39 protein-coding genes and 1 pseudogene are annotated in these 26,126 nt (G+C 33.6%); 4 read left to right on the top strand and 36 right to left on the bottom strand.

The annotated features are described in order from the left end of the window. Positions 1 to 115 precede the first annotated feature (115 nt). Positions 116 to 181, top strand: a pseudogene (locus IM744_RS20945) (hypothetical protein); the annotation flags it as partial. A 24-nt stretch (positions 182 to 205) separates the two neighbouring features. After that, positions 206 to 394 (top strand): ACT domain-containing protein, encoded by a 189-nt coding sequence (locus IM744_RS19980; RefSeq protein ID WP_241738379.1) that lies wholly within the window; start codon positions 206 to 208, stop codon positions 392 to 394. A 20-nt stretch (positions 395 to 414) separates the two neighbouring features. Here the strand turns inward: IM744_RS19980 and IM744_RS19975 are convergent, their stop codons facing one another. Both IM744_RS19975 and IM744_RS19970 read right to left on the bottom strand, forming a co-directional pair. Next, positions 415 to 1,329 carry a dimethylarginine dimethylaminohydrolase family protein gene (locus tag IM744_RS19975; protein ID WP_194509942.1) on the bottom strand — a complete coding sequence of 305 codons (915 nt, stop codon included), beginning with the start codon at positions 1,327 to 1,329 and terminating at the stop codon, positions 415 to 417. 64 nt (positions 1,330 to 1,393) lie between these two features. Next, positions 1,394 to 2,680: a citrate synthase gene (locus IM744_RS19970; RefSeq protein WP_194509941.1), complete on the bottom strand. Its 1,287-nt coding sequence runs from the start codon at positions 2,678 to 2,680 to the stop codon at positions 1,394 to 1,396. 212 nt (positions 2,681 to 2,892) lie between these two features. Here IM744_RS19970 and IM744_RS19965 point away from each other — a divergent pair, with 212 nt between their 5' ends. Beyond that, positions 2,893 to 3,654 (top strand): DUF481 domain-containing protein, encoded by a 762-nt coding sequence (locus IM744_RS19965; RefSeq protein WP_194509940.1) that lies wholly within the window; start codon positions 2,893 to 2,895, stop codon positions 3,652 to 3,654. A 157-nt stretch (positions 3,655 to 3,811) separates the two neighbouring features. On the opposite strand, the gene eno is transcribed toward IM744_RS19965, so the two are convergent. The 34 genes from eno to rpsL all read right to left on the bottom strand — a co-directional run bounded on the left by eno (position 3,812) and on the right by rpsL (position 24,206). Continuing rightward, the gene (eno, locus tag IM744_RS19960; RefSeq protein WP_194509939.1) at positions 3,812 to 5,104 is read right to left on the bottom strand and encodes a phosphopyruvate hydratase; all 1,293 of its coding nucleotides are present in this window, start codon (positions 5,102 to 5,104) and stop codon (positions 3,812 to 3,814) included. Positions 5,105 to 5,303: 199 nt separating this feature from the next. Beyond that, positions 5,304 to 6,407, bottom strand: a complete 1,104-nt coding sequence (gene carA, locus IM744_RS19955) for a glutamine-hydrolyzing carbamoyl-phosphate synthase small subunit (RefSeq protein WP_194509938.1) — start codon at positions 6,405 to 6,407, stop codon at positions 5,304 to 5,306. Positions 6,408 to 6,638: 231 nt separating this feature from the next. Next, entirely contained in the window at positions 6,639 to 7,112 is a 474-nt protein-coding gene (rplQ, locus tag IM744_RS19950) for a 50S ribosomal protein L17 (protein WP_194509937.1), read from the bottom strand. A 71-nt stretch (positions 7,113 to 7,183) separates the two neighbouring features. After that, a complete protein-coding gene (locus IM744_RS19945) occupies positions 7,184 to 8,176 on the bottom strand; it encodes a DNA-directed RNA polymerase subunit alpha (RefSeq protein ID WP_194509936.1) in 993 nt (330 codons plus the stop codon). Between the two features lie 94 nt (positions 8,177 to 8,270). Beyond that, the gene (gene rpsD, locus IM744_RS19940; RefSeq protein WP_194509935.1) at positions 8,271 to 8,876 is read right to left on the bottom strand and encodes a 30S ribosomal protein S4; all 606 of its coding nucleotides are present in this window, start codon (positions 8,874 to 8,876) and stop codon (positions 8,271 to 8,273) included. Positions 8,877 to 9,090: 214 nt separating this feature from the next. After that, entirely contained in the window at positions 9,091 to 9,474 is a 384-nt protein-coding gene (gene rpsK, locus IM744_RS19935) for a 30S ribosomal protein S11 (RefSeq protein WP_194509934.1), read from the bottom strand. 100 nt (positions 9,475 to 9,574) lie between these two features. Continuing rightward, positions 9,575 to 9,949: a 30S ribosomal protein S13 gene (gene rpsM, locus IM744_RS19930; protein WP_194509933.1), complete on the bottom strand. Its 375-nt coding sequence runs from the start codon at positions 9,947 to 9,949 to the stop codon at positions 9,575 to 9,577. A gap of 2 nt (positions 9,950 to 9,951) precedes the next feature. Further along, a complete protein-coding gene (gene ykgO / locus IM744_RS19925; protein ID WP_008269159.1) occupies positions 9,952 to 10,068 on the bottom strand; it encodes a type B 50S ribosomal protein L36 in 117 nt (38 codons plus the stop codon). Between the two features lie 8 nt (positions 10,069 to 10,076). After that, positions 10,077 to 10,292 carry a translation initiation factor IF-1 gene (gene infA, locus IM744_RS19920; protein ID WP_027126052.1) on the bottom strand — a complete coding sequence of 72 codons (216 nt, stop codon included), beginning with the start codon at positions 10,290 to 10,292 and terminating at the stop codon, positions 10,077 to 10,079. Positions 10,293 to 10,379: 87 nt separating this feature from the next. Then, positions 10,380 to 11,735 carry a preprotein translocase subunit SecY gene (gene secY / locus IM744_RS19915; RefSeq protein WP_194509932.1) on the bottom strand — a complete coding sequence of 452 codons (1,356 nt, stop codon included), beginning with the start codon at positions 11,733 to 11,735 and terminating at the stop codon, positions 10,380 to 10,382. A gap of 13 nt (positions 11,736 to 11,748) precedes the next feature. Further along, positions 11,749 to 12,201 (bottom strand): 50S ribosomal protein L15, encoded by a 453-nt coding sequence (gene rplO, locus IM744_RS19910; RefSeq protein WP_194509931.1) that lies wholly within the window; start codon positions 12,199 to 12,201, stop codon positions 11,749 to 11,751. A gap of 9 nt (positions 12,202 to 12,210) precedes the next feature. Further along, complete coding sequence (gene rpmD, locus IM744_RS19905; protein WP_194509930.1) at positions 12,211 to 12,393, bottom strand: 50S ribosomal protein L30; 183 nt, start codon at positions 12,391 to 12,393, stop codon at positions 12,211 to 12,213. 11 nt (positions 12,394 to 12,404) lie between these two features. After that, complete coding sequence (gene rpsE / locus IM744_RS19900; RefSeq protein ID WP_033960800.1) at positions 12,405 to 12,929, bottom strand: 30S ribosomal protein S5; 525 nt, start codon at positions 12,927 to 12,929, stop codon at positions 12,405 to 12,407. A 6-nt stretch (positions 12,930 to 12,935) separates the two neighbouring features. Then, the gene (gene rplR, locus IM744_RS19895; RefSeq protein ID WP_194509929.1) at positions 12,936 to 13,292 is read right to left on the bottom strand and encodes a 50S ribosomal protein L18; all 357 of its coding nucleotides are present in this window, start codon (positions 13,290 to 13,292) and stop codon (positions 12,936 to 12,938) included. Between the two features lie 10 nt (positions 13,293 to 13,302). After that, a complete protein-coding gene (gene rplF, locus IM744_RS19890; protein WP_194509928.1) occupies positions 13,303 to 13,845 on the bottom strand; it encodes a 50S ribosomal protein L6 in 543 nt (180 codons plus the stop codon). Positions 13,846 to 13,862: 17 nt separating this feature from the next. Next, the gene (gene rpsH / locus IM744_RS19885; RefSeq protein WP_194509927.1) at positions 13,863 to 14,261 is read right to left on the bottom strand and encodes a 30S ribosomal protein S8; all 399 of its coding nucleotides are present in this window, start codon (positions 14,259 to 14,261) and stop codon (positions 13,863 to 13,865) included. A 100-nt stretch (positions 14,262 to 14,361) separates the two neighbouring features. Further along, positions 14,362 to 14,631 (bottom strand): 30S ribosomal protein S14, encoded by a 270-nt coding sequence (gene rpsN / locus IM744_RS19880; protein WP_194509926.1) that lies wholly within the window; start codon positions 14,629 to 14,631, stop codon positions 14,362 to 14,364. Positions 14,632 to 14,634: 3 nt separating this feature from the next. Next, entirely contained in the window at positions 14,635 to 15,186 is a 552-nt protein-coding gene (gene rplE, locus IM744_RS19875; protein ID WP_194509925.1) for a 50S ribosomal protein L5, read from the bottom strand. 2 nt (positions 15,187 to 15,188) lie between these two features. Further along, positions 15,189 to 15,500, bottom strand: coding sequence for a 50S ribosomal protein L24 (gene rplX / locus IM744_RS19870; RefSeq protein ID WP_194509924.1), 312 nt, complete (start codon positions 15,498 to 15,500; stop codon positions 15,189 to 15,191). 11 nt (positions 15,501 to 15,511) lie between these two features. Next, positions 15,512 to 15,880: a 50S ribosomal protein L14 gene (rplN, locus tag IM744_RS19865; protein ID WP_040248536.1), complete on the bottom strand. Its 369-nt coding sequence runs from the start codon at positions 15,878 to 15,880 to the stop codon at positions 15,512 to 15,514. A 2-nt stretch (positions 15,881 to 15,882) separates the two neighbouring features. Further along, a complete protein-coding gene (gene rpsQ / locus IM744_RS19860) occupies positions 15,883 to 16,140 on the bottom strand; it encodes a 30S ribosomal protein S17 (RefSeq protein WP_040278735.1) in 258 nt (85 codons plus the stop codon). 18 nt (positions 16,141 to 16,158) lie between these two features. Continuing rightward, on the bottom strand, positions 16,159 to 16,350 hold the full coding sequence (gene rpmC, locus IM744_RS19855) for a 50S ribosomal protein L29 (RefSeq protein ID WP_040278737.1): 192 nt from the start codon (positions 16,348 to 16,350) through the stop codon (positions 16,159 to 16,161). A gap of 13 nt (positions 16,351 to 16,363) precedes the next feature. After that, on the bottom strand, positions 16,364 to 16,783 hold the full coding sequence (rplP, locus tag IM744_RS19850) for a 50S ribosomal protein L16 (RefSeq protein ID WP_194509923.1): 420 nt from the start codon (positions 16,781 to 16,783) through the stop codon (positions 16,364 to 16,366). 19 nt (positions 16,784 to 16,802) lie between these two features. After that, positions 16,803 to 17,525, bottom strand: a complete 723-nt coding sequence (gene rpsC / locus IM744_RS19845; RefSeq protein WP_194509922.1) for a 30S ribosomal protein S3 — start codon at positions 17,523 to 17,525, stop codon at positions 16,803 to 16,805. Between the two features lie 8 nt (positions 17,526 to 17,533). Further along, entirely contained in the window at positions 17,534 to 17,941 is a 408-nt protein-coding gene (rplV, locus tag IM744_RS19840) for a 50S ribosomal protein L22 (protein WP_194509921.1), read from the bottom strand. 5 nt (positions 17,942 to 17,946) lie between these two features. Beyond that, entirely contained in the window at positions 17,947 to 18,225 is a 279-nt protein-coding gene (gene rpsS, locus IM744_RS19835; protein WP_028871106.1) for a 30S ribosomal protein S19, read from the bottom strand. Between the two features lie 10 nt (positions 18,226 to 18,235). After that, entirely contained in the window at positions 18,236 to 19,063 is an 828-nt protein-coding gene (gene rplB / locus IM744_RS19830) for a 50S ribosomal protein L2 (RefSeq protein ID WP_194509920.1), read from the bottom strand. A 10-nt stretch (positions 19,064 to 19,073) separates the two neighbouring features. After that, a complete protein-coding gene (gene rplW / locus IM744_RS19825; RefSeq protein WP_194509919.1) occupies positions 19,074 to 19,364 on the bottom strand; it encodes a 50S ribosomal protein L23 in 291 nt (96 codons plus the stop codon). A 6-nt stretch (positions 19,365 to 19,370) separates the two neighbouring features. After that, positions 19,371 to 20,000, bottom strand: coding sequence for a 50S ribosomal protein L4 (gene rplD / locus IM744_RS19820; RefSeq protein WP_194509918.1), 630 nt, complete (start codon positions 19,998 to 20,000; stop codon positions 19,371 to 19,373). Then, positions 20,000 to 20,617, bottom strand: a complete 618-nt coding sequence (gene rplC / locus IM744_RS19815) for a 50S ribosomal protein L3 (RefSeq protein WP_194509917.1) — start codon at positions 20,615 to 20,617, stop codon at positions 20,000 to 20,002. The genes rplD and rplC overlap by 1 nt, the downstream gene beginning before the upstream one ends. A gap of 193 nt (positions 20,618 to 20,810) precedes the next feature. Beyond that, positions 20,811 to 21,116, bottom strand: a complete 306-nt coding sequence (gene rpsJ / locus IM744_RS19810) for a 30S ribosomal protein S10 (protein WP_007650482.1) — start codon at positions 21,114 to 21,116, stop codon at positions 20,811 to 20,813. 13 nt (positions 21,117 to 21,129) lie between these two features. After that, positions 21,130 to 23,256 carry an elongation factor G gene (fusA, locus tag IM744_RS19805; protein WP_194509916.1) on the bottom strand — a complete coding sequence of 709 codons (2,127 nt, stop codon included), beginning with the start codon at positions 23,254 to 23,256 and terminating at the stop codon, positions 21,130 to 21,132. Positions 23,257 to 23,262: 6 nt separating this feature from the next. Then, on the bottom strand, positions 23,263 to 23,739 hold the full coding sequence (gene rpsG / locus IM744_RS19800) for a 30S ribosomal protein S7 (RefSeq protein WP_194509915.1): 477 nt from the start codon (positions 23,737 to 23,739) through the stop codon (positions 23,263 to 23,265). Positions 23,740 to 23,831: 92 nt separating this feature from the next. After that, complete coding sequence (gene rpsL, locus IM744_RS19795) at positions 23,832 to 24,206, bottom strand: 30S ribosomal protein S12 (protein WP_010181934.1); 375 nt, start codon at positions 24,204 to 24,206, stop codon at positions 23,832 to 23,834. Between the two features lie 172 nt (positions 24,207 to 24,378). On the opposite strand from rpsL, the gene IM744_RS19790 reads away from it, so the two are divergent. Next, positions 24,379 to 26,067: a POTRA domain-containing protein gene (locus tag IM744_RS19790; protein WP_194509914.1), complete on the top strand. Its 1,689-nt coding sequence runs from the start codon at positions 24,379 to 24,381 to the stop codon at positions 26,065 to 26,067. Positions 26,068 to 26,126: the final 59 nt, after the last annotated feature.

The raw sequence follows: 26,126 nt of genomic DNA, 5'->3' as shown, positions 1-26,126 counted from the left end.
GCAAAAAATGCAATTAATTTATACAACGAAATAAGATTACATTTATCTTTAGACTATAAAACACCAAATATGGTATATAAATTAACAGTGTAAAAATCAATTTTAACCTGTAGCCATATTTTCAGGACAAGACACTATTTGTGAATTTAAAGAAGCAGAAGGTACAACCATTGTTATTGAAAAAGAAAAAGCCGATGAGCTAAATTTGAGTTATGAATATATTGCTTCTTGGATTACGCTTATGATTCATTCTTCACTTGATGCTGCTGATTTAACAACAATATTTTCTACCGAATTAGCAAAAAATAACATTAGTTGCAATGTCATTGCTGGTTATTATCACGATCATATTTTTGTTAATAAAAAAGATGCAGACAAGCTATTCAAGTTTTAACTATACTATCTAAAAATCATCTAATCTCTAATTAAAGGCAACGTACTACAACGCAACAAGCCTTCCTGTTTTGCGATTTCGGCATAAGGTACTTCTTCAACAGTGAAGCCTTGATCTCGAAGCCATGTGTTTAATCGGGTGAAATTTTGTTCAGAAATAATGACACTTTCAGAAATTGAAAATACGTTGCTGTTCATATTGTACATTTCATCTTTCGAAATGATGAAGCAATTCTCTTTTCCGAAGAAATTAAGCAACCACTCATACTCCTCTTCTTCAAGAAATCCTTCTTTGTGTAAAATCGCTTTGTTAGTGCCAATAGGTTGAAAACAACAATCGAGATGTAAGGCATTATCTTTTGGGTTAACCTGTGATTTACGTAGATTAAAGCTCTTTACTGTTTTGTGGGGAAACTGTTTGGTAATATACTCTACACCTTCTAAATTGGTACGAGCAACGATATAATTAGCATAATCTGGTTCTCTATATGTGCCAATAAAAATATGATCGTTCCAAACAAGAACATCTCCTCCTTCTATATGAACTTCCTCTGGTGGGCGAACTACTTTCTCAGGATTCATCTGGTCAATCACGTATTGAATAGCCTCTAACTCTTCTTCACGATCTGGTAAAATATTAGCTTTTACAAATGTATCATCAATGACAAAACCAATGTCTCTACTAAAAATCTGGTTGCAATTTTCTATAATTTCTGGTCGATAGACGGTAACGTCATATTTTTCAAAAACTTTGGCTACAGCTTCCATTTCTTTAACCATATCGTCTTCTAGTGGATAGGTCCCTGCTTTGATATGTTCTAAAGATTTAGGATCATAAGCTTGGTCTACATTTGGTGTTGGACCATTGCTTTTTGCTGTACCGAGAATTACTGCTCGCAAACGAGAGGTCTCATTTTTTACATGAAGTTTTATCATAGTTACAAATATAAAAAAAGCTCCATAAATAAATTATGAAGCCTTTACTATTACTTAGAGTAATTTATCTCTTACTCATTTCTTTAAATGGTCTGTATGTTTCTCCAATATACAATTGACGTGGACGACCAATTGGTTCTTTACGCATACGCATTTCTTTCCATTGAGATATCCAACCTGGTAAACGTCCTAAAGCGAACATTACTGTGAACATTTCGGTAGGAATTCCCATTGCTCTGTATATAATACCAGAATAGAAATCAACGTTTGGATATAATTTTCTATCTACAAAATATGGATCTTCTAAAGCTTCTTTTGCCAAACCTTTAGCGATATCTAAAATTGGATCTTCTACACCTAAGTCACCTAATACTTCATCTGCAGCAACTTTAATTATTTTTGCTCTAGGATCAAAGTTTTTATACACACGATGTCCAAAGCCCATTAAACGGAAAGGATCTTGTTTGTCTTTAGCCTTAGCCATATACTTACTTGTATCTCCTCCATCTTCTTTGATACCTTCTAACATTTCTAAAACTGCTTGGTTTGCTCCACCATGAAGTGGTCCCCAAAGTGCAGAAATACCAGCAGATAACGACACAAATAAACCTGCGTGTGATGATCCTGTAATTCTCACAGTAGATGTAGAACAGTTTTGTTCGTGATCTGCATGTAAGATTAATAACTTATCTAAAGCATTTACTAGGATTGGATTTTGCTTATAATCTTCATTTGGTTGCTTAAACATCATTTGCAACAAATTCTCCACATAACCTAAAGAAGAATTTCCATAATCAAATGGTAATCCTTTTTTCTTACGCATAGTCCAAGCTACTAAGATTGGGAATTTCCCTAAAATCTTAACAATAGCATTGTACATATCTTCTTCAGAATCTACATTCACAGATGATGGATTAAAAGAAGTCAATGCACTTGTCAAAGATGCTAAAACACCCATTGGATGTGCAGATTTAGGAAAAGCGTCTAAGATTTTTTTAATATCATCATCAACTACAGAATTCTTTTTAATATCTGAATGAAACTTTTCTAACTGCTCTTCATTTGGTAATTCTCCAAATATTAAAAGATAAGCTACTTCAAGAAAGTCTGCCTTTTCTGCTAACTCTTCTATAGAATAGCCTCTATATCTCAAGATTCCTTTCTCTCCATCTAAAAACGTAATTGCACTTTCGCAAGAACCTGTGTTTTTATATCCTGGATCAATGGTTATGACACCTTCTGTGGCAGCTCTTAAGGTTTTGATATCTATTGCGACTTCATTTTCTGTACCTGTAATCAATGGAAATTCATATTTTTTACCATTAATTTCTAGTGTAGCTTTATCTGACATGTATTATTATAATTATATTAGAATTTATTTTTTTCTGCGGAATGCTAATTTACGAAATATCTAATGATTTACGAAGTACATTTATAATGCTTTTAACAATTATGATATTAATAAAAGTTATTATTCTTTTCTACGGAAATATGCAGTATTAATAATCGTGATGCTTTATTGTAAAATAGAAATTTTATTTTTGCAACTTAATTCTCATGTACATGTTAAAACTCTCATATATACTATTCTTTTTAAGCTTAACAGGCTTCTCACAAGTGATTAATGTGGAGACTTTACGTAAACCTTCAGATTCTGCTAAATGGACTGGCTCTGCGAGCTTAGATGTATCATTAATAAAGAACAAGAATACTATTTTTAGAATTGCAAATAAAGCGCATCTTCAATATAACGACAAAACCAATCTATGGTTATTTGTTAATGACTTGAAGTTTGAAAAAATAGAAGACAACTCATTAGTCAATAGAGGTACACAACATTTACGCTATAATAGAAAAATTACAGAACGTGTTAAGTGGGAAGCTTTTGCTCAAGCACAATACGATGCGATTTCACAAATTGATTTTAGAGGTTTAATTGGTACTGGTCCACGTTTAAAATTAACCAAAAGTGATAATTACCGTTTCTATTTGGGAACCTTAATTATGTACGAATATGAAAAAGCCTCTAATGCTGATGATGTAATTATTAATAGAACGCAAAACGACGTGAGAGGAAGTGCTTATTTATCTTTTAGTTTATATCCTACCGAAACGATAAGCATCATTAGTACGAGCTATTATCAACCAAAACTAGATGCGTTTAGTGATTATCGCTTTTCTAGCAACACCTCACTCCTATTTGAAATCTTTGAGAATTTGGCATTTAAGACCAATTTTAATTATTTCTATGATAAGGTTCCTGTGAGTTCTAGTATCCCAAAGACACAATTTGAATTGACCAATGGTTTGGTTTATAGTTTTTGATGAAAACTATCATTCCTGCGTAGGAAGGAATCTATGGTTTTCATATTTGTGGATTCCTGCTTTGGCAGGAAAGCCAGATCAATTTAACGTTAAATTTAAAACAAAAAACCTACCCGAATTAACGAATAGGTTTTTAACTTTTATAGTCTAATATATCTTATTTTATCTTAAAAGCATTTAATCCAGGAAAGTAAGCAACATCACCTAATTCTTCTTCAATACGTAATAATTGATTGTATTTTGCCATACGATCACTACGAGAAGCAGAACCTGTTTTGATTTGACCTGTGTTTAAAGCAACTGCTAAATCTGCAATAGTGTTATCTTCAGTCTCTCCAGAACGATGTGACATTACAGATGTATATCCAGCATTGTGTGCCATATTTACTGCTGAAATCGTCTCAGTCAACGTACCAATCTGATTTACTTTAATTAGGATTGAGTTTGCTATTCCATTCTCAATACCACGAGATAGACGTTCAACATTAGTCACGAATAAATCATCACCTACTAATTGTACTTTATCACCAATTTGCTCAGTTAAGTATTTCCAACCATCCCAATCGTTTTCATCCATTCCATCTTCAATAGATAGGATTGGGTATTTACGAGATAATTCAGCTAGATAATCTGCTTGCTCTTTACTTGTACGTATTTTTCCAGTTTCACCTTCAAACTTAGTATAGTCGTATTTTCCATCTACGTAGAATTCTGCAGCAGCACAATCTAAAGCAATCATCACATCATCACCTAATTTGTATCCTGCATTTGAAACAGCTACAGCTATCGTTTCTAGAGCATCTTCAGTTCCTCCTTCTAAGTTTGGAGCAAAACCACCTTCATCACCAACAGCAGTACTTAAACCTCTGTCGTGTAATACTTTTTTAAGATTATGAAAAATCTCAGTTCCCATTTGCATGGCATGAGTAAAATTCTTTGCTTTTACTGGCATGACCATAAACTCTTGAAATGCGATTGGTGCATCACTATGAGAACCACCATTGATGATGTTCATCATTGGTACTGGTAATGTATTTGCAGAAACACCTCCAACATATCTGTATAATGGCATTCCTAACTCTGCAGCAGCAGCTTTAGCTGCTGCTAAAGAAACACCTAAAATAGCATTAGCTCCTAATTTTGATTTGTTTTTTGTACCATCTAAATCAATCATTAATTGATCAATTCTATTTTGGTCAAAAACCGATTCTCCTAATAATTCTTGAGCGATAATTGAATTTACATTATCAACAGCTTTAGTAACACCTTTACCCATGTAAGCTTTTCCACCATCTCTTAATTCTACAGCTTCATGTTCTCCAGTTGAAGCTCCAGAAGGCACTGCAGCTCTTCCCATTACTCCGTTTTCTGTAACAACATCTACTTCTACTGTAGGATTACCTCTTGAATCTAAAATTTGTCTTGCATGAATATTAATTATAATGCTCATTGTATATTTTTTATAATGATTAATTTATTTTTTATGTAAACCTCTAAGTTTTGAAACCTTGCAGGAGTGTGTAAACAAATTTACGAAATACTTGGTCTATATGGAATTAACATAACCGAGAATTACATAAAATCTCAACTACAATGTTTTCGTAAAAGAGAAAAAGCAATGAATTATAACATTCATTGCTTTTTTGTCACTAGTTCTTTTTCATATTCTGAATAAACTGGTCAAATAAATAGACCGAGTCATTTGGTCCAGGACTTGCTTCTGGATGATATTGTACCGAAAAGCAGTTTTTATTTTTCAATTTAATTCCTGCAACCGTATGATCGTTAAGATGCACATGAGTAATCTCAATATCTGGATGGTTTTCAGTTTCTTCCCTATTGATAGCAAATCCATGGTTTTGAGAAGTAATTTCACCTTTTGTTGTCAATAGGTTTTTCACTGGATGATTAATTCCTCTGTGACCATTGTGCATTTTGTAAGTTGAAATTCCGTTTGCCAATGCAATCACTTGATAACCTAAACAAATCCCAAATAAAGGTAAGTCTCTTTTAATGATTTCTTTTGCAACTGCTTGAGCTTCTAATAAAGGTTCTGGATCTCCAGGACCATTAGATAAGAAATAACCATCTGGTTTAAATGCCTCTAAATCTTCAAATTTTGAATTGTATGGAAACACTTTTATATAAGCGTCACGTTTAGATAGGTTACGTAAAATATTCTTTTTAATACCGATGTCTAAAGCTGCAATTTTATACGTTGCATTTTCATCTCCATAACAATAAGGCTCTTTTGTGGATACTTGAGATGCTAACTCTAAACCTTCCATACTTGGTACTTCGGAAAGTTGCTTCTTCAAGCCTTCAACATTTTCAACCTCTGTAGAAATTACTGCATTCATAGCTCCATGATCTCTAATATGGCTTACTAGTGCTCTAGTATCTACATCTGAAATTGCTAAGAGATTATTATCGTCTAAAAACTCTTCTAAAGATTTGTCTCCATCAGGACGAGAATAATGAAAACTAAAGTTCTTACAGATTAATCCTGAAATTTTAATAGCATCTGATTCTGATTCATCTGCTTTTGTACCGTAGTTTCCAATATGAGCGTTGGTTGTCACCATTAACTGACCATAATACGATGGGTCTGTAAAAATTTCTTGGTAACCAGTTGTACCTGTATTAAAACAAACTTCACCAAAGGCAGTCCCTTCTTTGCCTATTGATTTACCGTGAAAAATTGTTCCGTCTGCAAGTAAGATTAGGGCTTTTTTACGTTTTTGGTATTTCATTTTTTGTTGTGTGTTGAATGTCCTAAAGTTGTTATTAATTATCTTGTTGTTCTACTGCGTTAAGGATTAAGGCTTTGTTGGAGCTCCTCGTAGAGAGCGACTGCCGAAAGCCTGACCTTTTAATGCAATGGAGCATTAAAAGTTAACGCCCAAATTATTTTCACAAAAATCTATAAAAAAAAGGATAATCTAAAATAGATTATCCTTTTTATATTAAATGCTTATTAACATTTATTCTTCTTCTTCGTTAGTTGCTTTAGTTTCAACTGGAGCAACTGCTGGTTTAGAGCCTCCTCTACGACTTCTTCTAGTCGTCTTCTTCTCTGCTTTACCTGCATTGTAGATCTCATTGTAATCAACTAACTCAATCATTGCCATATCAGCGTTATCACCAAGTCTGTTTCCTAATTTGATGATTCTTGTATAACCACCTGGACGATCACCAATTTTAGGTGCAACGTCTCTGAATAATTCAGCAACAACATCCTTTTGTCTTAGTTTAGCCATAACGATACGTCTGTTATGCGTCGTATCTGTTTTAGATTTAGTAATCATTGGTTCAACAAATTGTTTTAAAGCTTTTGCTTTTGCAACAGTTGTGTTGATACGTTTATGTTCAATTAATGAACATGCCATGTTAGCTAACATTGCTTTTCTATGAGCAGTTTGTCTTCCTAAATGGTTAAATTTCTTTCCGTGTCTCATGACTTTCTATTTATCATCTTGCTTCCAAACTCAATTAATGAGGAGCAAAATATGATTATTATAATTTAAAATTAATCTTTATCTAATTTGTATTTTGCTAAATCCATACCGAAGTTAAGACCTTTAACATTTACAAGCTCTTCTAGCTCAGTTAAAGATTTTTTACCAAAGTTACGGAACTTCATCAAGTCATTCTTGTTGAAAGATACTAAGTCTCCTAGAGTATCTACTTCTGCAGCTTTTAAACAGTTTAATGCACGTACAGAAAGATCCATATCAACTAATTTAGTTTTCAATAGTTGTCTCATGTGAAGTGATTCTTCATCATAAGTTTCTGTTTGAGCAATTTCATCAGCTTCAAGAGTGATACGCTCATCAGAGAATAACATGAAGTGGTGAATTAATATTTTAGCAGCTTCAGTTAAAGCATCTTTTGGTGCAATTGAACCGTCAGTTTGAATTTCGAAAACTAATTTTTCAAAATCAGTCTTTTGTTCAACACGCCAGTTTTCAATACTATACTTTACATTCGTTATAGGAGTGTAAATTGAATCTGTAAAGATTGTTCCTATTGGTGCAGAAGCTTTTTTATTTTCTTCAGCAGGAACATATCCTCTACCTTTTTCAATAGTGATTTCCATATTGATATTGACTTTAGGATCTAAATTACAAATCACTAAGTCTTTGTTCAATACTTGGAATCCTGAGATAAACTTTTGGAAGTCTCCTGCAGTAATTTGATTTTGTCCAGAGATAGAAATTGAAACAGATTCGTTATCAACTTCATCAATTTGACGTTTAAAGTTTACTTGCTTTAAGTTCAAAATTATTTCTGTAACGTCTTCAACTACACCTGCTATTGTTGAGAATTCGTGATCTACGCCTTCTACTCTTATTGATGTAATTGCAAAACCTTCTAAAGAAGATAATAAAACTCTTCTTAAAGCATTACCTACTGTTAATCCATAACCTGGTTCTAAAGGTCTAAATTCAAATTTACCTTCAAACTCAGTTGAATCAATCATGATTACTTTGTCAGGCTTCTGAAAATTTAATATTGCCATATTGTCTTCATTTTGATTGTTATTTAGTTGCGCGATTTATAAGTTTGAAGAAGTCTAATAAACCCTTTGGCTAAATACCAATATAATTAATATATTATTTAGAATAAAGTTCAACGATGTACTGTTCGTTGATATTTTCTGGAATCTGGATTCTTTCAGGAATAGAAACGTAAGTTCCTTTTTTTGTATCGTTGTTCCAAGTAATCCACTCAAATACATTGCTAGAGTTAGTCAATGACGATTGAATAGACTCTAATGATTTAGATTTCTCTCTAACCGCTACAACATCTCCTGCTTTTAATTGGTAAGAAGGAATGTTTACGATTTCACCATTTACAGTGATATGTCTGTGAGACACTAATTGTCTTGCTCCACTTCTAGAAGGAGATAATCCCATTCTAAATGCAACGTTATCTAAACGAGATTCACAAAGTTGAAGTAAAACTTGACCTGTGATTCCTTGAGCAGCTGTTGCTTTTTTGAACATGTTTCTGAATTGCTTTTCTAATATACCATAAGTATATTTTGCTTTTTGCTTTTCCATTAACTGGATAGCGTATTCAGATTTTTTTCCACGACGCTTGTTTCCGCCATGTTGACCTGGAGGATAGTTTCTTTTCTCGAAAGCTTTATCATCTCCAAAAATAGCTTCACCGAATTTTCGGGCTATTTTAGTTTTAGGACCAGTATATCTTGCCATTTTAAAATTTTGTTTAGAGAGTGTTTGTGAATTAAGGTCTTAATCTTATCCTTCGACGAACGTTGATCTCTCGTTGATACTTGTTTGTTATTTTTCAGTTTGCAAATTTATGCAAAATAAACTAATATCATACATAAATGCATTAATATTAGTTTATCATAATATTTTTGAGATTGCACAATAAAATTATGCAGTACCTGAAAGTTAATTCAGATTAAACTCTTCTTCTTTTAGGAGGACGACATCCATTATGTGGTAATGGTGTAACATCAATAATTTCTGTTACTTCAATACCTGCATTATGAATAGATCTAATAGCAGATTCTCTACCGTTTCCTGGACCTTTAACGTAAACTTTCACTTTCTTCAATCCAGCTTCTTTTGCTACTCCTGCACAATCTTCTGCAGCTAATTGAGCAGCATATGGTGTGTTCTTTTTAGAACCTCTGAATCCCATTTTACCAGCTGATGACCATGAAATAACGTCACCTTTTTTGTTTGTTAAAGAAATAAGGATGTTGTTAAAAGATGCTGCAATATGAGCCTCTCCAACAGCGTCTACTATAACTTTACGTTTTTTAGTACTTGACTTTGCCATATTATTTTTAGTTTTTAGTATTAGTTTATAGTCGCTAGAATCCTAAACCGTTAAATTTCAAACAGATTCTTTCCAACGTCTAAAGACTAAAGACTATTTCTTATTTAGTTGCTTTCTTCTTGTTAGCAACAGTTTTTCTTCTACCTTTTCTAGTTCTAGAGTTGTTTTTTGTTCTTTGACCTCTTAATGGAAGTCCAGCTCTATGACGAATACCTCTGTAACATCCAATATCCATTAATCGCTTAATGTTTAATTGTGTTTCAGAACGTAATTCACCTTCAATAGTAAAAGTTCCTACAGCGTCACGGATTGCTCCAATTTGATCATCTGTCCAATCTTGTACTTTGATGCTTTCGTCTACTTTAGCTGCTGCTAAAATTTCTACTGCTCTACTTCTACCTACTCCGTAGATATAAGTTAAAGAGATCACTCCTCTTTTCTGTTTTGGTATGTCTACACCTGCAATTCTTGCCATAATTACCCTTGTCTTTGTTTGAATCTAGGATTCTTTTTGTTAATGACGTAAAGTCTCCCTTTTCTGCGGACTAATTTACAGTCGGCACTTCTTTTTTTAACTGATGCTCTTACTTTCATCGTATTAATTAGTATCTATAAGTTATGCGAGCCTTACTTAAATCATAAGGACTCATTTCTAATTTCACTTTATCTCCAGGTAACAATTTAATGTAATGCATACGCATTTTACCCGAAATGTGTGCTGTCACAATGTGACCGTTTTCTAGTTCAACTCGGAACATCGCATTTGATAATGCTTCAATGATTGATCCGTCTTGTTCTATTGCTGCTTGTTTTGCCATATTATATATTATAGTATTTAATCTAAGCTTAAGCAATTACCTTGCCCAAAATTTATAACGTAGATTAAACTCTAAATTAGTATTACATTAAGCTACTGCTTTTCTGTTTTTACCAGTCTTCATCAAACCATCATAATGTTTATTCAACAAGTATGAATTAATTTGCTGCATCGTGTCTATTGCAACTCCAACCATAATTAGTAGCGATGTGCCACCAAAGAATAATGCCCAACCACCTTGAACACCCATAATTTTAACTATAATAGCTGGGAACACAGCAATAAGCGCTAAAAAGATAGAACCAGGTAATGTTATTTGAGACATTATTTTATCTAAATACTCAGATGTTTCTGTTCCTGGTCTAATACCTGGAATAAAACCACCACTTCTTTTTAAATCATCTGCCATTTTGTTCGTAGGAACAGTAATCGCAGTATAGAAATATGTAAAGACAATGATTAAGAAAGCAAACAACACATTATACCACAATCCGAAAGGATCGTTAAACTGCGCTTGCATCCATTGACCAACTTCACTTGAAGAACCCATAGATTTTCCAATTAAACTAGGTACAAACATAATAGCTTGAGCAAAGATAATTGGCATTACACCAGAAGCGTTCAATTTTAATGGTAAGAACTGTCTGTTTCCTCCAAATACGTTTTTCTCATATCCACCAGAAGCAGTACGTCTTGCATATTGTACAGCAATTTTACGAACAGCCATTACTAACATAATAGAAGCTAATATAATTACAAACCAAACTACAAGTTCAATTAAGATCATCATTAAACCACCATTTCCTCCTCCATCTAAACGAGATGCAGCATTTTGAATAAATGATTGTGGTAAAGTAGCAATAATTCCTACCATAATTAATAATGATATACCATTACCAATACCTTTATCTGTAATCTTTTCTCCTAACCACATTGCAAAAATACATCCTGTAACTAATATAATTACTGAAGAGATGTAAAATTGAGGTCCTGTTCCTAACAAAAATGCAGAAGAAGGAATACCAAATGCAGGCTGTAAACTAGCCAAATAACCTGGTGCTTGGAATAAACATATGATGATTGTCAACCAACGTGTGATTTGTGTAATCTTCTTTTGTCCACTCGCTCCTTCTTTTTGTAATTTCTGTAGATACGGAATAGCGATTCCCATTAACTGTACTACAATAGAAGCCGAAATGTATGGCATAATACCAAGTGCAAAAACTGAAGCGTTAGCAAAAGCACCACCAGTAAACATATTAAGAATTCCTAATATACCTCCATCTGTACCTGTAGCTAAACCACCAAGTTGAGTTGCATCAATACCTGGTAAAACAACCTGAGCACCAAAACGGTACACTAAAAGAAGACCAAGCGTAAGAATGATTCTATCTTTTAGTTCGGTTATTTTCCAAACATTTTTTAATGTATCTATTATTTTCATACTAAAAGTGTTCTTATAAAGTTACCGCTTCTCCACCTGCAGCTTCGATTGCAGCTTTTGCTGAAGCAGTAAATTTATGAGCAGTTACTGTTAATTTTGATTTTAATTCACCACGACCAAGAATTTTTACTACTTCATTCTTTCCCGCCAAACCTAGATCAACTAGAGTTTGAAAATCAACTGCATCCTTTATTTTCTTGTTATCTACTAACTCTTGCAATTTATCTAAGTTTACACCTTGATATTCTACGCGGTTAATATTTGTAAATCCAAATTTAGGAACTCTTCTTTGAAGTGGCATTTGACCACCTTCGAAACCTAATTTTTTAGAATAACCTGAACGAGATTTTGCTCCTTTGTGACCACGTGTTGCAGTACCACCTTTTCCAGAACCTTGTCCTCTACCTATTCTTTTACCTTGATTCTTTACAGAACCTTCTGCTGGTTTTAAATTACTTAAGTTCATTGTATCTTATTATTTTGTTTCTTCAACAGAAACTAAATGTGAAACTTTACTTACCATCCCAAGAATACTTGGAGACGCATCGTGCAATTTGGTTTGACCAATTTTATTCAACCCAAGAGATTCTAAAATTCTCTTTTGGTTTAGCGTACGATTTATTGCGCTTTTTACTTTTGTTACTTTAATCTTTGCCATCGTCCTATTGATTAACCGTTAAATACTTTTTCAAGAGAAACACCTCTATCCTTTGCAATTGTTCTTGCATCTCTTAATTGTAATAAAGCATCAAAAGTTGCTTTTACTACATTATGAGGGTTAGAAGACCCTTGAGATTTTGATAATACATCATGAATACCAACTGCTTCTAAAACTGTTCTCACAGCTCCACCAGCAATTACACCTGTACCAGGAGCAGCAGGAATAATATTTACTCTTGCTCCACCAAATTTACCTTTTTGTTCATGTGGTAAGGTTCCTTTAATAATAGGAATTCTTACTAAATTTTTCTTAGCATCTTCAATAGCTTTTGCAATTGCAGTCGCTACATCTTTAGATTTCCCTAAACCATGTCCTACAACTCCAGCTTCATCACCAACCACTACGATCGCTGAAAAACCAAAAGCTCTACCACCTTTTGTTACTTTAGTAACTCTTTGAACACCAACTAAACGATCTTTAAGATCAATTCCACTTGGTTTAACTAGTTCTGCGTTTTTATATTTTTGATACATAGTGTCTTAAAATTTAAGTCCGCCTTCTCTTGCGCCTTCAGCTAATGATTTTACTCTTCCGTGATATTGGTATCCACCTCTATCAAAAGAAATAGTATTGATACCAGCTTTAATTGCTCTCTCAGCAACAGTTTTACCAACTAAGGTAGCTGTTTCTGTTTTATTTCCTTTTGTAGAAGCTACATCTTTATCTCTAGAAGATGCTGCAGCTAAAGTCTTACCTGTTACATCATCTACAACTTGAGCATAGATTTCTTTATTACTTCTAAAAACAGCTAATCTAGGTCTTGCTTCTGTACCAGAAACAACCTTACGGATTCTGCTTTTTATTCTTAGTCTTTTTTCGTTCTTTGTTAATGCCATAACTAATTTTTTAAGCTGATTTACCTGCTTTTCTTCTTAATTCTTCACCAACAAACTTGACACCTTTACCTTTGTAAGGCTCTGGTGGTCTAAATCCGCGAATTTTCGCAGCGACTTGTCCAACTAATTGTTTATCGTGAGATGTTAATTTTATTATTGGGTTTTTACCTTTTTCTGAAATGGTTTCAATGTTAACCTCTGGTGCAATATCTAAAACAATATTGTGAGAGAAACCAAGAGCCAAATCTAATTTTTGACCTTGATTAGATGCTCTATAACCTACACCAACAAGTTCTAATTGTTTAGTCCATCCTTTAGATACACCTTCAATCATATTATTCATTAAAGATCTGTATAAACCATGTTTTGCTTTATGCTCTTTATTATCTGCTGATCTTGTTACAAGTACGTTTCCGTCTTCAACTTTAATTTCAACAGTATCGTATGATTGTGTTAATTCACCTAATTTACCTTTTACTGTAACTACGCTATCTTTAACATCAACTGTAACACCTTCTACAATTGCTACTGGATTATTTCCTATTCTTGACATGTTCTTTCTGCTTTAAATTAGTAAACGTAACACAATACTTCACCACCTACATTTTCTCTTTGCGCTTGCTTACCTGTAATTACACCCTTAGATGTAGAAACAATAGCAATACCTAAACCATTAAGGATCCTTGGCATTTCATTTGCGCCAGCATACTTACGTAAACCTGGTGTACTGATTCTTTGAATTTTTCTGATAACCGATTCTTTAGTTTCTTTATTATACTTCAAAGCAATCTTAATTGTTCCTTGTACACTAGAATCGTCGAATTTATAACTTAAAATATATCCTTGATCGAATAATATTTTAGTCATCTCTTTCTTTAAGTTTGATGCCGGAATTTCCACCACTCTGTGGTTGGCTTTCACTGCATTTCTGATTCTTGTTAAGAAATCAGCAATTGGATCTGTATTCATTTATATCAATTTGCGGTAATGGTTTTCGAACTTCCGTTTCTTCGGAATCGAACCTAAAACCAATTTATAATTTTTTTAAAATCGTCTTAAACGATTTAGTTTACCAAGATGCTTTTCTAACACCTGGTATCAAACCTTGGTTTGCCATTTCACGAAATGTAACACGTGAAAGACCGAAAGTTCTCATGTACCCTTTTGGTCTACCTGTTAGTTTACATCTATTGTGCATTCTAACTGGTGAAGCATTTTTTGGTAACTTTTGTAATCCTTCGTAATCGCCAGCTTCTTTCAAAGCTTTACGTTTCTCAGCATATTTAGCTACTGTTTTTGCTCTTTTTACCTCACGGGCTTTCATTGATTCTTTAGCCATATCTTAGTTCTTTTGAAAAGGTAAACCCATTTCAGTTAATAACGATTTTGCTTCTTTATCTGTAGGTGCAGATGTTACAAAAGTAATATCCATACCAGAGATTTTATTGATTTTATCAATATTTATTTCCGGGAAGATAATTTGTTCAACAACACCTAAGTTATAATTTCCTCTACCATCAAAACCTTTAGCTTTAATACCGTTGAAATCTCTAACTCGTGGTAACGCAGAAGTTACTAAACGATCTAAAAACTCATACATCTGTTCTCCTCTTAACGTCACTCTTACACCAATTGGCATACCTTTACGTAATTTGAAAGATGCAACATCCTTTTTAGATAATGTAGCAACAGCTTTTTGACCAGATATCATTGTTAATTCATCAATTGCATGATCAATTAATTTTTTATCAGCAACAGCAGCTCCAACACCTTTAGATATTACTATCTTTTCAAGTTTAGGAACTTGCATTACGTTTTTATATCCGAATTCTTCTGTAAGAGCAGAAACTACTTTGTCCTTGTACTCTTGTTTTAATCTTGGAATATAAGTCATAACTATATTACTTCATTTGATTTTGTTGAAAATCTTACTTTCTTATCACCTTCCATTTTGTAACCTACTCTTGTTGCTTCACCTTTCGATGTTAACAATGATAAATTAGAAATATGCATTGGTGCTTCTTTTTCTACAATTCCACCTTGAGGACTTTGTGCACTTGGTTTAGTATGTTTCTTAACCATGTTCACGCCTTCAATAATGGCTTTGTTTTTATCCTTTAATACTTTAAGAACATTACCTTCTGTACCTTTATGGTCTCCAGCTATCACTCTTACTGTATCTCCTGATTTAATTTTAAACTTTGTCATTTTATTAGTCATTAAAGCACTTCTGGTGCTAATGATACAATTTTCATGAATTGTTTATCACGAAGTTCTCTAGCTACTGGTCCAAATACACGTGTTCCTCTCATTTCACCCGTTGGGTTTAAAAGTACACAAGCATTATCGTCAAATCTAATATAAGATCCGTCTGGACGTCTCACTTCTTTTTTAGTACGGACAACTACTGCTGTTGATACTGCTCCTTTTTTAATGTTTCCATTAGGAGTAGCATCTTTTACTGAGACAACAATTTTATCTCCAATAGAAGCGTATCTTCTTTTTGTTCCACCTAGAACACGGATAGTTAAAACTTCCTTTGCTCCAGTGTTATCAGCTACTTTTAATCTTGATTCTTGTTGTACCATAATTACTTCGCTCTTTCAATTATTTCTACTAATCTCCAACATTTAGATTTACTTAAAGGTCGTGTTTCCATGATCTTTACAGTATCTCCAATGTTGCAATCGTTTGTTTCGTCATGAGCAACATATTTCTTTGTTTTCAAAACGAACTTTCCGTACATAGGGTGTTTTACTTTTTTAACTTCAGCAACCACAATTGATTTCTGCATTTTGTTACTAGTAACAATTCCTATACGTTCTTTTCTTAAGTGTCTTTTTTCCATCTTTCAGCCAGAATACAATTATTGTATTTCTCTTTTAGTTAATTCTGTTGCAATTCGTGCTACTGAACGTCTAACGTTTCGTAACTGAATTGGATTATCTAATGGAGAGATTGCATGTGCCATTTTAAGGTCTGCATAACTCTTTTTAGTTTCACCAAGTTTCTCTTGTAACTCAGCTACTGATAATTCTTTAATTTCTGATTGTTTCATAATATCAAATAAATTAAGCTTCGTAATCTCGAGCCATTAAAAACTTTGTTTTTACTGGTAACTTTTGCGCAGCTAATCTCAGGGCTTCTTTTGCAACTTCCATTGGCACTCCACCAATTTCAAATAAAATTCTTCCTGGTTTTACTACAGCTACCCAATATTCTACAGCTCCTTTACCCTTACCCATACGAACCTCTAAAGGCTTTTTAGTAATTGGCTTGTCTGGAAATATCTTGATCCACAATTGACCTTCTCTCTTCATGTAACGAGTTGCAGCAATACGTGCAGCTTCGATTTGACGAGAAGTCAAAAAATTAGTATCCATAGATTTTATACCAAACATACCATTAGAAAGTGTAAAACCTCTTCCTGTATTTCCTTTCATACGTCCTTTTTGGACTTTACGAAATTTTGTTCTTTTCGGTTGTAACATTATTACTTTTCTTTAAAAATTACTTTCTACGACGAGATTTATTATTATCACGACCGCGTCCTCCTGGTTTACCACCTTGTTTCTTAGACAAGCCAACTAATGGAGAAAGTTCTCTTTTTCCGTATACTTCACCCTTCATGATCCAAACTTTAACACCTAATCTACCATAAGTAGTATGTGCCTCAACTAAAGCATAATCAATGTCAGCTCTAAAAGTAGACAAAGGAATACGTCCCTCTTTGTAGTGTTCGCTACGTGCCATTTCAGCACCATTTAAACGACCACTAATTTGAATTTTTATTCCTTCAGCATTCATTCGTATCGCTGCAGCAATTGCCATTTTGATCGCACGTCTGTAAGAAATACGATTTTCAATTTGACGAGCAACACTCGATCCTACTAAAAATGCATCAAGTTCAGGTCTCTTAATTTCAAAGATATTTAACTGAACTTCTTTTCCAGTAATTTTCTTAAGCTCTTCTTTTAACTTGTCTACCTCTTGTCCACCTTTACCGATAATAATACCAGGTCTAGCAGTAGTGATAGTAACGGTTACAAGTTTAAGCGTACGCTCAATAATAACTCTAGATACACTAGCTTTTGATAAACGAGCATGAATATACTTTCTGATTTTATCGTCTTCAGCAAGTTTATCACCATAATCGTTTCCACCATACCAGTTAGATTCCCATCCTCTGATAATTCCTAAACGATTTCCGATTGGATTTGTCTTTTGTCCCATATCTCTATTTAAGCTTGTGTGTTATTTTTAGCTCCAATCACAACTGTAACGTGATTAGATCTTTTTCTTATTCTGTGTGCACGACCTTGAGGTGCTGGACGTAATCTCTTTAACATAGATCCTCCATCAACTCTAATCTCTTGTACAAATAAATCTGCTTCTTCCATATCAGCATCTTCATTTTTAGCTTGCCAGTTAGAAATTGCTGATAACAACAATTTCTCTAAGCGCCTAGACGCTTCTTTTGAGCTAAATCTTAAGATTTGTAATGCTTTTTCTGCTTCTTTTCCTCTTACCAAATCTGCAACTAAACGCATTTTTCTTGGTGAGGTAGGACAGTTATTTAATTTTGCAAATGCAACTTTCTTTCTGTCTTCCTTAATAGCATCTGCCATTTGTTTTTTACGACTTCCCATAGCTACTATTTTTTACCTTTATTTTTTGCACCTGCATGACCTCTAAAAGATCGTGTTGGTGAAAATTCTCCTAATTTATGACCTACCATATTTTCAGTTACATAAACTGGTACAAATTGACGTCCGTTATGAACTGCAATAGTTTGTCCAACAAAATCCGGAGAAATCATAGAGGCTCTAGACCACGTTTTGATTACCGTCTTTTTGTTAGATGCTACATTAGCATCAACTTTTTTACTCAATTTATAATGGATGTAAGGTCCTTTTTTTAATGAACGTGCCATATTATCTCAATTATTTCTTTCTACGTTCTACAATATACTTATTACTCGCTTTAGTCTTAGAACGTGTTCTAAATCCTTTAGCAGGAATACCATTTCTAGATCTTGGGTGTCCACCTGAAGATTTACCTTCACCACCACCCATCGGGTGATCAACTGGATTCATTACCACTGGTCTAACTCTTGGTCTTCTACCTAACCATCTACTTCTACCTGCTTTACCAGATACAGTTAATTGATGATCAGAGTTAGAAATAACTCCAATTGTAGCTAAACATTCTACAAGAATCAATCTAGTTTCTCCTGATGGTAATTTTACAGTTGCAAACTTACCGTCTCTTGCCATTAATTGAGCAAATGCTCCAGCACTTCTTGCCATTACCGCTCCTTGTCCAGGACGCAATTCAATACAAGAAATTATAGTACCCAAAGGTATTTCACTTAATGGCATAGCATTACCAATTTCTGGCGCTACTCCTTCTCTTCCAGAAAATACATTTTGCCCAACTTGTAAACCATTTTGTGCAATAATGTAACGCTTTTCTCCATCTTGATAATTCAATAATGCAATAAACGCTGTTCTGTTTGGATCGTATTGTATTGAAGCTACTTCACCAGGAACTCCTGCTTTGTCTCTTTTAAAATCGATAATACGATACTTTCTTTTATGACCTCCACCAATTTGGCGCATTGTCATTTTTCCTCGATTGTTTCTACCACCAGACCTTTTGTTCGGTACGAGTAAACTCTTTTCCGGCTTATCAGTAGTTATGGCATCGAATCCATTTACTACTCTAAATCGCTGAGCTGATGTGATTGGTTTTAATTTTCTTACTGACATTCTTGTCTAATTACATGTTAGTGTATAAATCAATTACTTCACCATCCGCCAGTTGTACAATTGCTTTTTTAACAGCATTTGTTTTACCATGTTGAATACCAGTTTTTGTAAACTTAGTACTACGATCTGGACGGACATTTATAGTACGAACTTTTTCTACAGAGACACCATAAGCAGCTTCCACCGCTTTTTTGATTTCTACCTTGTTCGCCTTGGTTTTCACTTGAAATGTAAAGCAGTTGTTCAACTCACTATTAGTTGTCGCTTTTTCAGTGATGATAGGTTTAATTAAGATACTCATTGTCTTTTATTTACTTAAGTTCGATTCAATTCCTTCTAAAGATCCCTCTAAAAGAACTATTTTACTTGCATTCAGTATTTTATAAGTACTTAATTCTGAGTTCATTATGACTTCAGAGCCTTTAAAATTACGTGATGACAAATATACATTATTATTTGACGCACCCAAGACAAACAAAGATTTTTTGTTTTGCAGGTCTAAAGCGTTCAATATTGCAGTAAAGTTTTTCGTTTTTGGAGAATCAAAAGTGAAGTCTTCCAAAATTAAGATTTCCTTATCATTAGCTTTCATTGATAAAGCTGATTTACGTGCTAAACGCTTCAGGTTTTTATTCAATTTAATACTATAATTTCTTGGTCTTGGTCCGAACATACGTCCACCACCTCTAAATACACCAGATTTAATACTACCTGCTCTTGCAGTACCAGTACCTTTTTGTTTTTTTATCTTACGTGTACTTCCAGAAATTTCTGCTCTTTCTTTTGCCTTATGCGTTCCTTGACGTTGATTAGCAAGATATTGCTTAACATCTAAATAAACTGCATGATTATTAGGCTCAATAGCGAACACATCCTTAGAAAGGTCTACCTTTCTACCTGTGTCTTTTCCGTTTATATCTAAAACTGCTACTTTCATTATTTTTGAATAATTACATAAGAGTTTTTGTGTCCTGGAACACATCCTTTAACCACAATTAAGTTCTTTTCAGCAACTACTTTGTAGACTCTTAAATTTTCAACATATACTCTTTCGCCACCCATTCGACCAGCCATTTTCATTCCTTTGAATACTCTCGCAGGATATGAAGCAGCACCAATAGAACCTGGAGCTCTTAAACGGTTATGCTGACCGTGTGTCGCTTGACCTACACCAGCAAATCCATGACGTTTTACAACACCTTGGAAACCTTTTCCTTTAGAAGTTCCTGCAACATCAACAAACTCACCTTCTATAAAGTGTTCTACTGTTATTGCATCTCCTAATTTGTAATCTCCTTCAAATCCTTGAAATTCCGCGACTTTTCTCTTAACAGAAGTACCAGCTTTTTTGGCGTGACCAATTTCAGCTTTAGTAGCACTTTTCTCTGTCTTGTCATCGAAACCAAGTTGAAGGGCACTGTACCCGTCGACCTCTTCGGTTCTGACTTGGGTAACGATACATGGTCCAGCTTCGATTACTGTACATGGAATATTTTTTCCATTTTCATCGAAAATGCTGGTCATACCGATCTTTTTTCCTATTAACCCAGACATAATTAATTTTGTTTTGTTATTGGCAATTCGCGACTTGCCTCTTTGTTTATGTCGGACAAGTCGCGACTTGTCCCTATTTATAAAAAATTCAAGGCCGAAAATACATTCGACCTTGAATTGTATTTTTACCGTTTTTCCTTTGCACGCAGCTCAGGACATGTTTCGCTTTTATCTTTTAAGCGATAAGATTCACTTACACTTTAATCTCTACTTCAACTCCACTTGGTAATTCAAGTTTCATTAACGCATCAATCGTTTTAGAAGATGAAGAGTAGATATCAAGTAATCTCTTGTAAGAGCTTAACTGAAATTGTTCTCTTGACTTCTTATTTACGTGTGGTGAACGTAATACAGTGAAAATCTTTTTATGTGTTGGTAGTGGAATTGGTCCAGTTACAACAGCACCTGTACTTTTTACTGTTTTTACAATCTTATCAGCAGACTTGTCAACTAAATTGTGATCGTAAGACTTTAATTTTATTCTAATTTTCTGACTCATTTTCTTTTTAGTTTTAAGCTTCTACGCCTTTTGCTGCTTTAATTACTTCTTCTGAAATATTAGAAGGAGTTTCAGCATAATGTGAAAATTCCATTGTTGATGTTGCACGACCTGAAGATAATGTTCTTAATGTTGTTACATAACCAAACATTTCTGATAATGGTACAGTTGCTTTTACAGTTTTTGCACCAGCTCTATCACCCATATCACTCATTTGTCCACGACGACGATTTAAATCTCCAACTATATCACCCATATTTTCTTCAGGTGTGATTACCTCAAGTTTCATAATAGGCTCCATAATTACTGCTTTCGCAGCTTTAGCACAATTTTTAAATCCTAACTTCGCAGCTAATTCAAAAGATAGTTGATCAGAATCCACATCGTGGTATGATCCATCTCTTAAAGTCACTTTCATAGAATCAATTTCGTAACCAGCTAATGGTCCGTTTATCATTGCTTGTTTAAATCCTTTTTCAATTGAAGGTATAAATTCTTTAGGAACGTTACCACCTTTAATCACAGATTCAAACTGAAGACCTACTACACCTTCATCTGCTGGTTCTACCGTAAATACGATATCAGCAAATTTACCACGACCACCTGATTGTTTCTTGTAAACTTCTCTGTGATCTGCAGATGCTGTAATAGCCTCTTTATACTCTACTTGTGGTTGACCTTGATTAACCTCAACTTTAAACTCACGACGTAAACGATCTACAATAACATCTAAGTGAAGTTCACCCATTCCAGAAATAATAGTCTGACCTGAAGCTTCGTCTGAACGTACAGTAAACGTAGGATCCTCTTCAGCTAATTTAGCTAAACCAATACCTAGTTTATCAACATCTGCTTTAGTTTTAGGCTCAACCGCAATACCAATTACAGGATCTGGAAAGTCCATAGATTCTAAAACAATAGGATGATCTTGATCAGTAAGTGTATCTCCCGTTTTGATAGATTTAAATCCAACAGCAGCTCCAATATCTCCAGCTTCTATATAATCAATTGCATTTTGCTTATTAGCATGCATTTGATAGATACGAGAGATACGTTCTTTCTTACCAGAACGATTATTTAAAACATAAGAACCTGCATCTAAACGACCAGAATAAGCTCTAAAAAACGCTAAACGTCCTACGAAAGGATCTGTAGCAATTTTAAATGCTAATGCAGCGAAAGGTTCATCTACACTTGGCTTACGAATTTCTTCTAATTCTGTATCAGGATTCATTCCTTTTATACCTTCCTTGTCCATTGGAGAAGGTAAGTAACGACATACAGCATCTAATAAAAACTGCACACCTTTATTTTTGAAAGCAGAACCACAAATCATAGGAATAATTGCCATATCCATCACAGCAGCTCTAAGTGCAGAATGCACTTCTTCTTCCGTAATCGAATCTTCATCTTCCATAAACTTCTCTAGTAAGTTCTCATCATAACTTGCTACTTCTTCAATAAGTTTAGCACGTAGAATTTTTGCTTCTTCTTTAAGTTCTTCAGGAATATCAACAACATCAAACGTTGCACCCATTCCTTCTTCATGCCAAATAATAGCTCTGTTCTTAACTAAATCGACAATACCTTTGAAGTTTTCTTCGTCACCAATATTTAAAACGATAGGCACAGCATTTGAACCTAACATTTCTTTTACTTGACCACAAACCATCATAAAGTCAGAACCTTGACGATCCATTTTATTTACGAATCCTATTCTTGGTACTTTATAGTTATCAGCAAGTCTCCAGTTAGTTTCAGATTGTGGCTCAACACCATCAACTGCACTAAACAAAAACACTAAACCATCTAGTACACGTAATGAACGGTTAACTTCAACCGTAAAATCTACGTGACCTGGAGTATCAATAATATTAAAGTGATAATCCTTTGTATCAGGAAGAACTTGAGCGTTCTCCTTCGGAAACTGCCACGTACATGTTGTAGCAGCAGACGTAATAGTAATACCACGTTCTTGCTCTTGCTCCATCCAGTCCATTGTTGCAGCACCATCATGTACTTCACCAATTTTATGTGAAACTCCTGTATAATAAAGAATACGCTCTGTTGTTGTTGTTTTACCAGCATCAATATGAGCAGCAATTCCAATATTTCTTGTATATTTTAAATCTCTTGCCATTTCTTCTTAAAATCTAAAGTGAGAAAATGCCTTATTCGCTTCTGCCATTTTGTGAGTATCAACTCTCTTTTTGACAGCTGCTCCTTCTTCTTTAGCTGCAGCTAAAACTTCAGCAGCCAATTTTTGAGGCATAGATTTTTCATTTCTTTTTCTAGAATAACTAATCAACCATTTCATAGCTGTAGATACTTTTCGATCCGGACGAATTTGCATTGGAATTTGGAACGTTGCTCCACCTACTCTACGACTACGTACTTCTACGTGAGGCATAACGTTAGATAAGGCATCTTTCCAGATTTCTAAAGCTGTTTTTTCTTCATCTGTTTTTTTTGCTTCTACAATATCAATTGCATCATAGAATACTTTAAAAGCGACAGACTTCTTACCATCCCACATCATCATGTTAACGAAACGAGTTACTAACTGATCGTTAAATCTTGGATCTGGCAAAAGCGGTCTCTTTTTTGCTGCTCTTTTTCTCATGTCTTCTTTTTGAGTTTTTAGTTTGTAGTCTTTAATTATCAACTTTAAGCGTTACACTCAAAATTTCTAACTTCTAACTTCTAACTTTAATTTTACTTCTTAGGGCGTTTTGCACCATACTTAGATCTACGTTGTGTTCTACCTGCAACACCTGCGGTGTCTAAGGCACCACGAACGATGTGATATCTAACTCCTGGCAAATCTTTTACCCTTCCACCTCTAACCAATACTATCGAGTGCTCTTGTAAATTGTGTCCTTCACCACCGATGTATGCGTTAACCTCTTTTCCGTTTGTTAAACGAACCCTTGCTACCTTACGCATTGCTGAGTTAGGTTTTTTAGGTGTCGTTGTATAAACACGAGTACATACACCACGTCTTTGTGGACACGAATCTAAAGCAGCCGATTTACTCTTCTTGGTTATTTTGGCTCTTCCTTTTCGTACTAATTGTGAAATTGTTGGCATATATTTCTATATAATTTTTATTAAATCCTCTCTTTAGAGGGCTGCAAAGGTAAAAATAAATATCAATTATTCAAACACCAAGCGATTAATTTTAGAAAGTTTTTCAAATTATTTTTATATACAGATATTTTTAGTAGTTATTTTGCGTTAGATTTGAATAATAGAATCTTTGATGCCAAAAACAAAATATCTTTTTACCTCACTCCTATTTTTGTTGTATTTCTTTAATGCATCTGGACAAAACTTACATTTAACTTGTATTGGTTCTTCAGAAAATGAAACAAAATCTATAGATTCTTTAGGCTATAAAAAATCGTTTGAAGATTATTCTTCTTTAAATACTGAAATTACTAAGCTTAAAAAAAAGTTAATTCAAATTGGATATATAGAAACCGAGCAACTTAATTTAATCAAACAGACGGATTCTTCATATCAGGCAAATTTCAGTATAAAAAACAAATACGAGTCCATTACAATAATTCATAATGACTTAGTGAGCTTACCTATTTTAAAATTGACTGGATTTTTAAACAAAAAAAATAATTTAATTATTCCTATTGAACATATTGAAACTACCTTACAATTTATAAATACGCAAATAGCAAATCAAGGTAATCCTTTTAGTTTTTTAATTATAACTGATATTGAAAAAATTGACCATAAAAATTTAAAAGGATCTCTGTCTGTTTCAAAACTAAATTCTCGAACCATAGACAAACTTGTTTTGAAAGGTTATGAAAAATTTCCTAAGTCATTTATAAAACGTTATTTAAAAATTAAAGCAGGACAAATCTTTAACTTAGATAAGATTAAGCAAAAAACTAAATCTTTAAATGATTTACCTTTTGCTAACCAAATTAGAGATCCCGAAGTTCTATTCTCTCAAGATTCTACCATATTATATATGTATATAGAAAAAGCAAAAAGCAATACATTTGATGGTTTTTTAGGTTTTGGAACTAACGAAACCACTAATAAAATTGAATTTGATGGTTATTTAGATTTGAATTTAACTAATAATCTAAATTATGGAGAGTCTTTAAAACTAATGTATAAGAGTGAGGAAAATGAACAACAGACTTTTGATTTAAGATTAAAAGCACCATATATATTTAACACTCCAGTTGGCATTGATGTAAATTTAAATATTTTTAAAAGAGATTCATCTTTTGTTACAGTGACTCAAGCTGCTAAGCTTAATTATCAAATTAACAGTAAACATATAATCTCTGGTGGAATTTCAACTGTGCAATCTACAGACTTACTCGACACTCCCTCTACATTGATTACGGATTATGACTCTAACCAATACTTTGTAAATTACACGTACACAGACCGACAAAATTTTAATCTACTTTTTCCTATAAATTTTTTATTTGATATCTCTACTGGATTTGGGAATAGAACCTACGAAGACTTAGAAGAAAAACAATCAAACTTTTATCTCAATACATTTAAAATTTTTAATCTTAATAATAAAAATAGTATCTACGGAAGAGTAAGCTCTAACTACTTAATCTCTGACACCTATTTAGAAAACGAACTGCCTCGTTTTGGTGGTATAAACTCAATTCGTGGCTTTGAAGAAAACAGCTTAATTGCTAATTTATATGCAGTTTTAAATACCGAATACAGATACAAACTCAACAATACCATCTATGTACATTCAGTAATTGATGCTGCATATTTTGAAAATCAAAATGCAAATCAAAAAGAAAAACTCTTTGGATTTGGATTTGGGTTTGGACTTCTCACCAAAGCTGGGTTATTTCGATTTAATTACACTAGTGGAAAAACTGAAAATCAAAGATTCAAATTATCAGATTCTAAAATTCACTTAAGTTTAACAACTACATTTTGATTAATTAGATAGCAAAATGAATTATTCATTTTTTTAACAAAAAAGATGTAATTAATATA

This window comes from Psychroserpens luteus, assembly GCF_015319355.1.
Taxonomy (GTDB): domain Bacteria; phylum Bacteroidota; class Bacteroidia; order Flavobacteriales; family Flavobacteriaceae; genus Psychroserpens; species Psychroserpens luteus.
The sequence above is the reverse complement of the archived record's forward strand: the minus strand, read 5'-3'. Positions and strand labels throughout refer to the sequence as shown.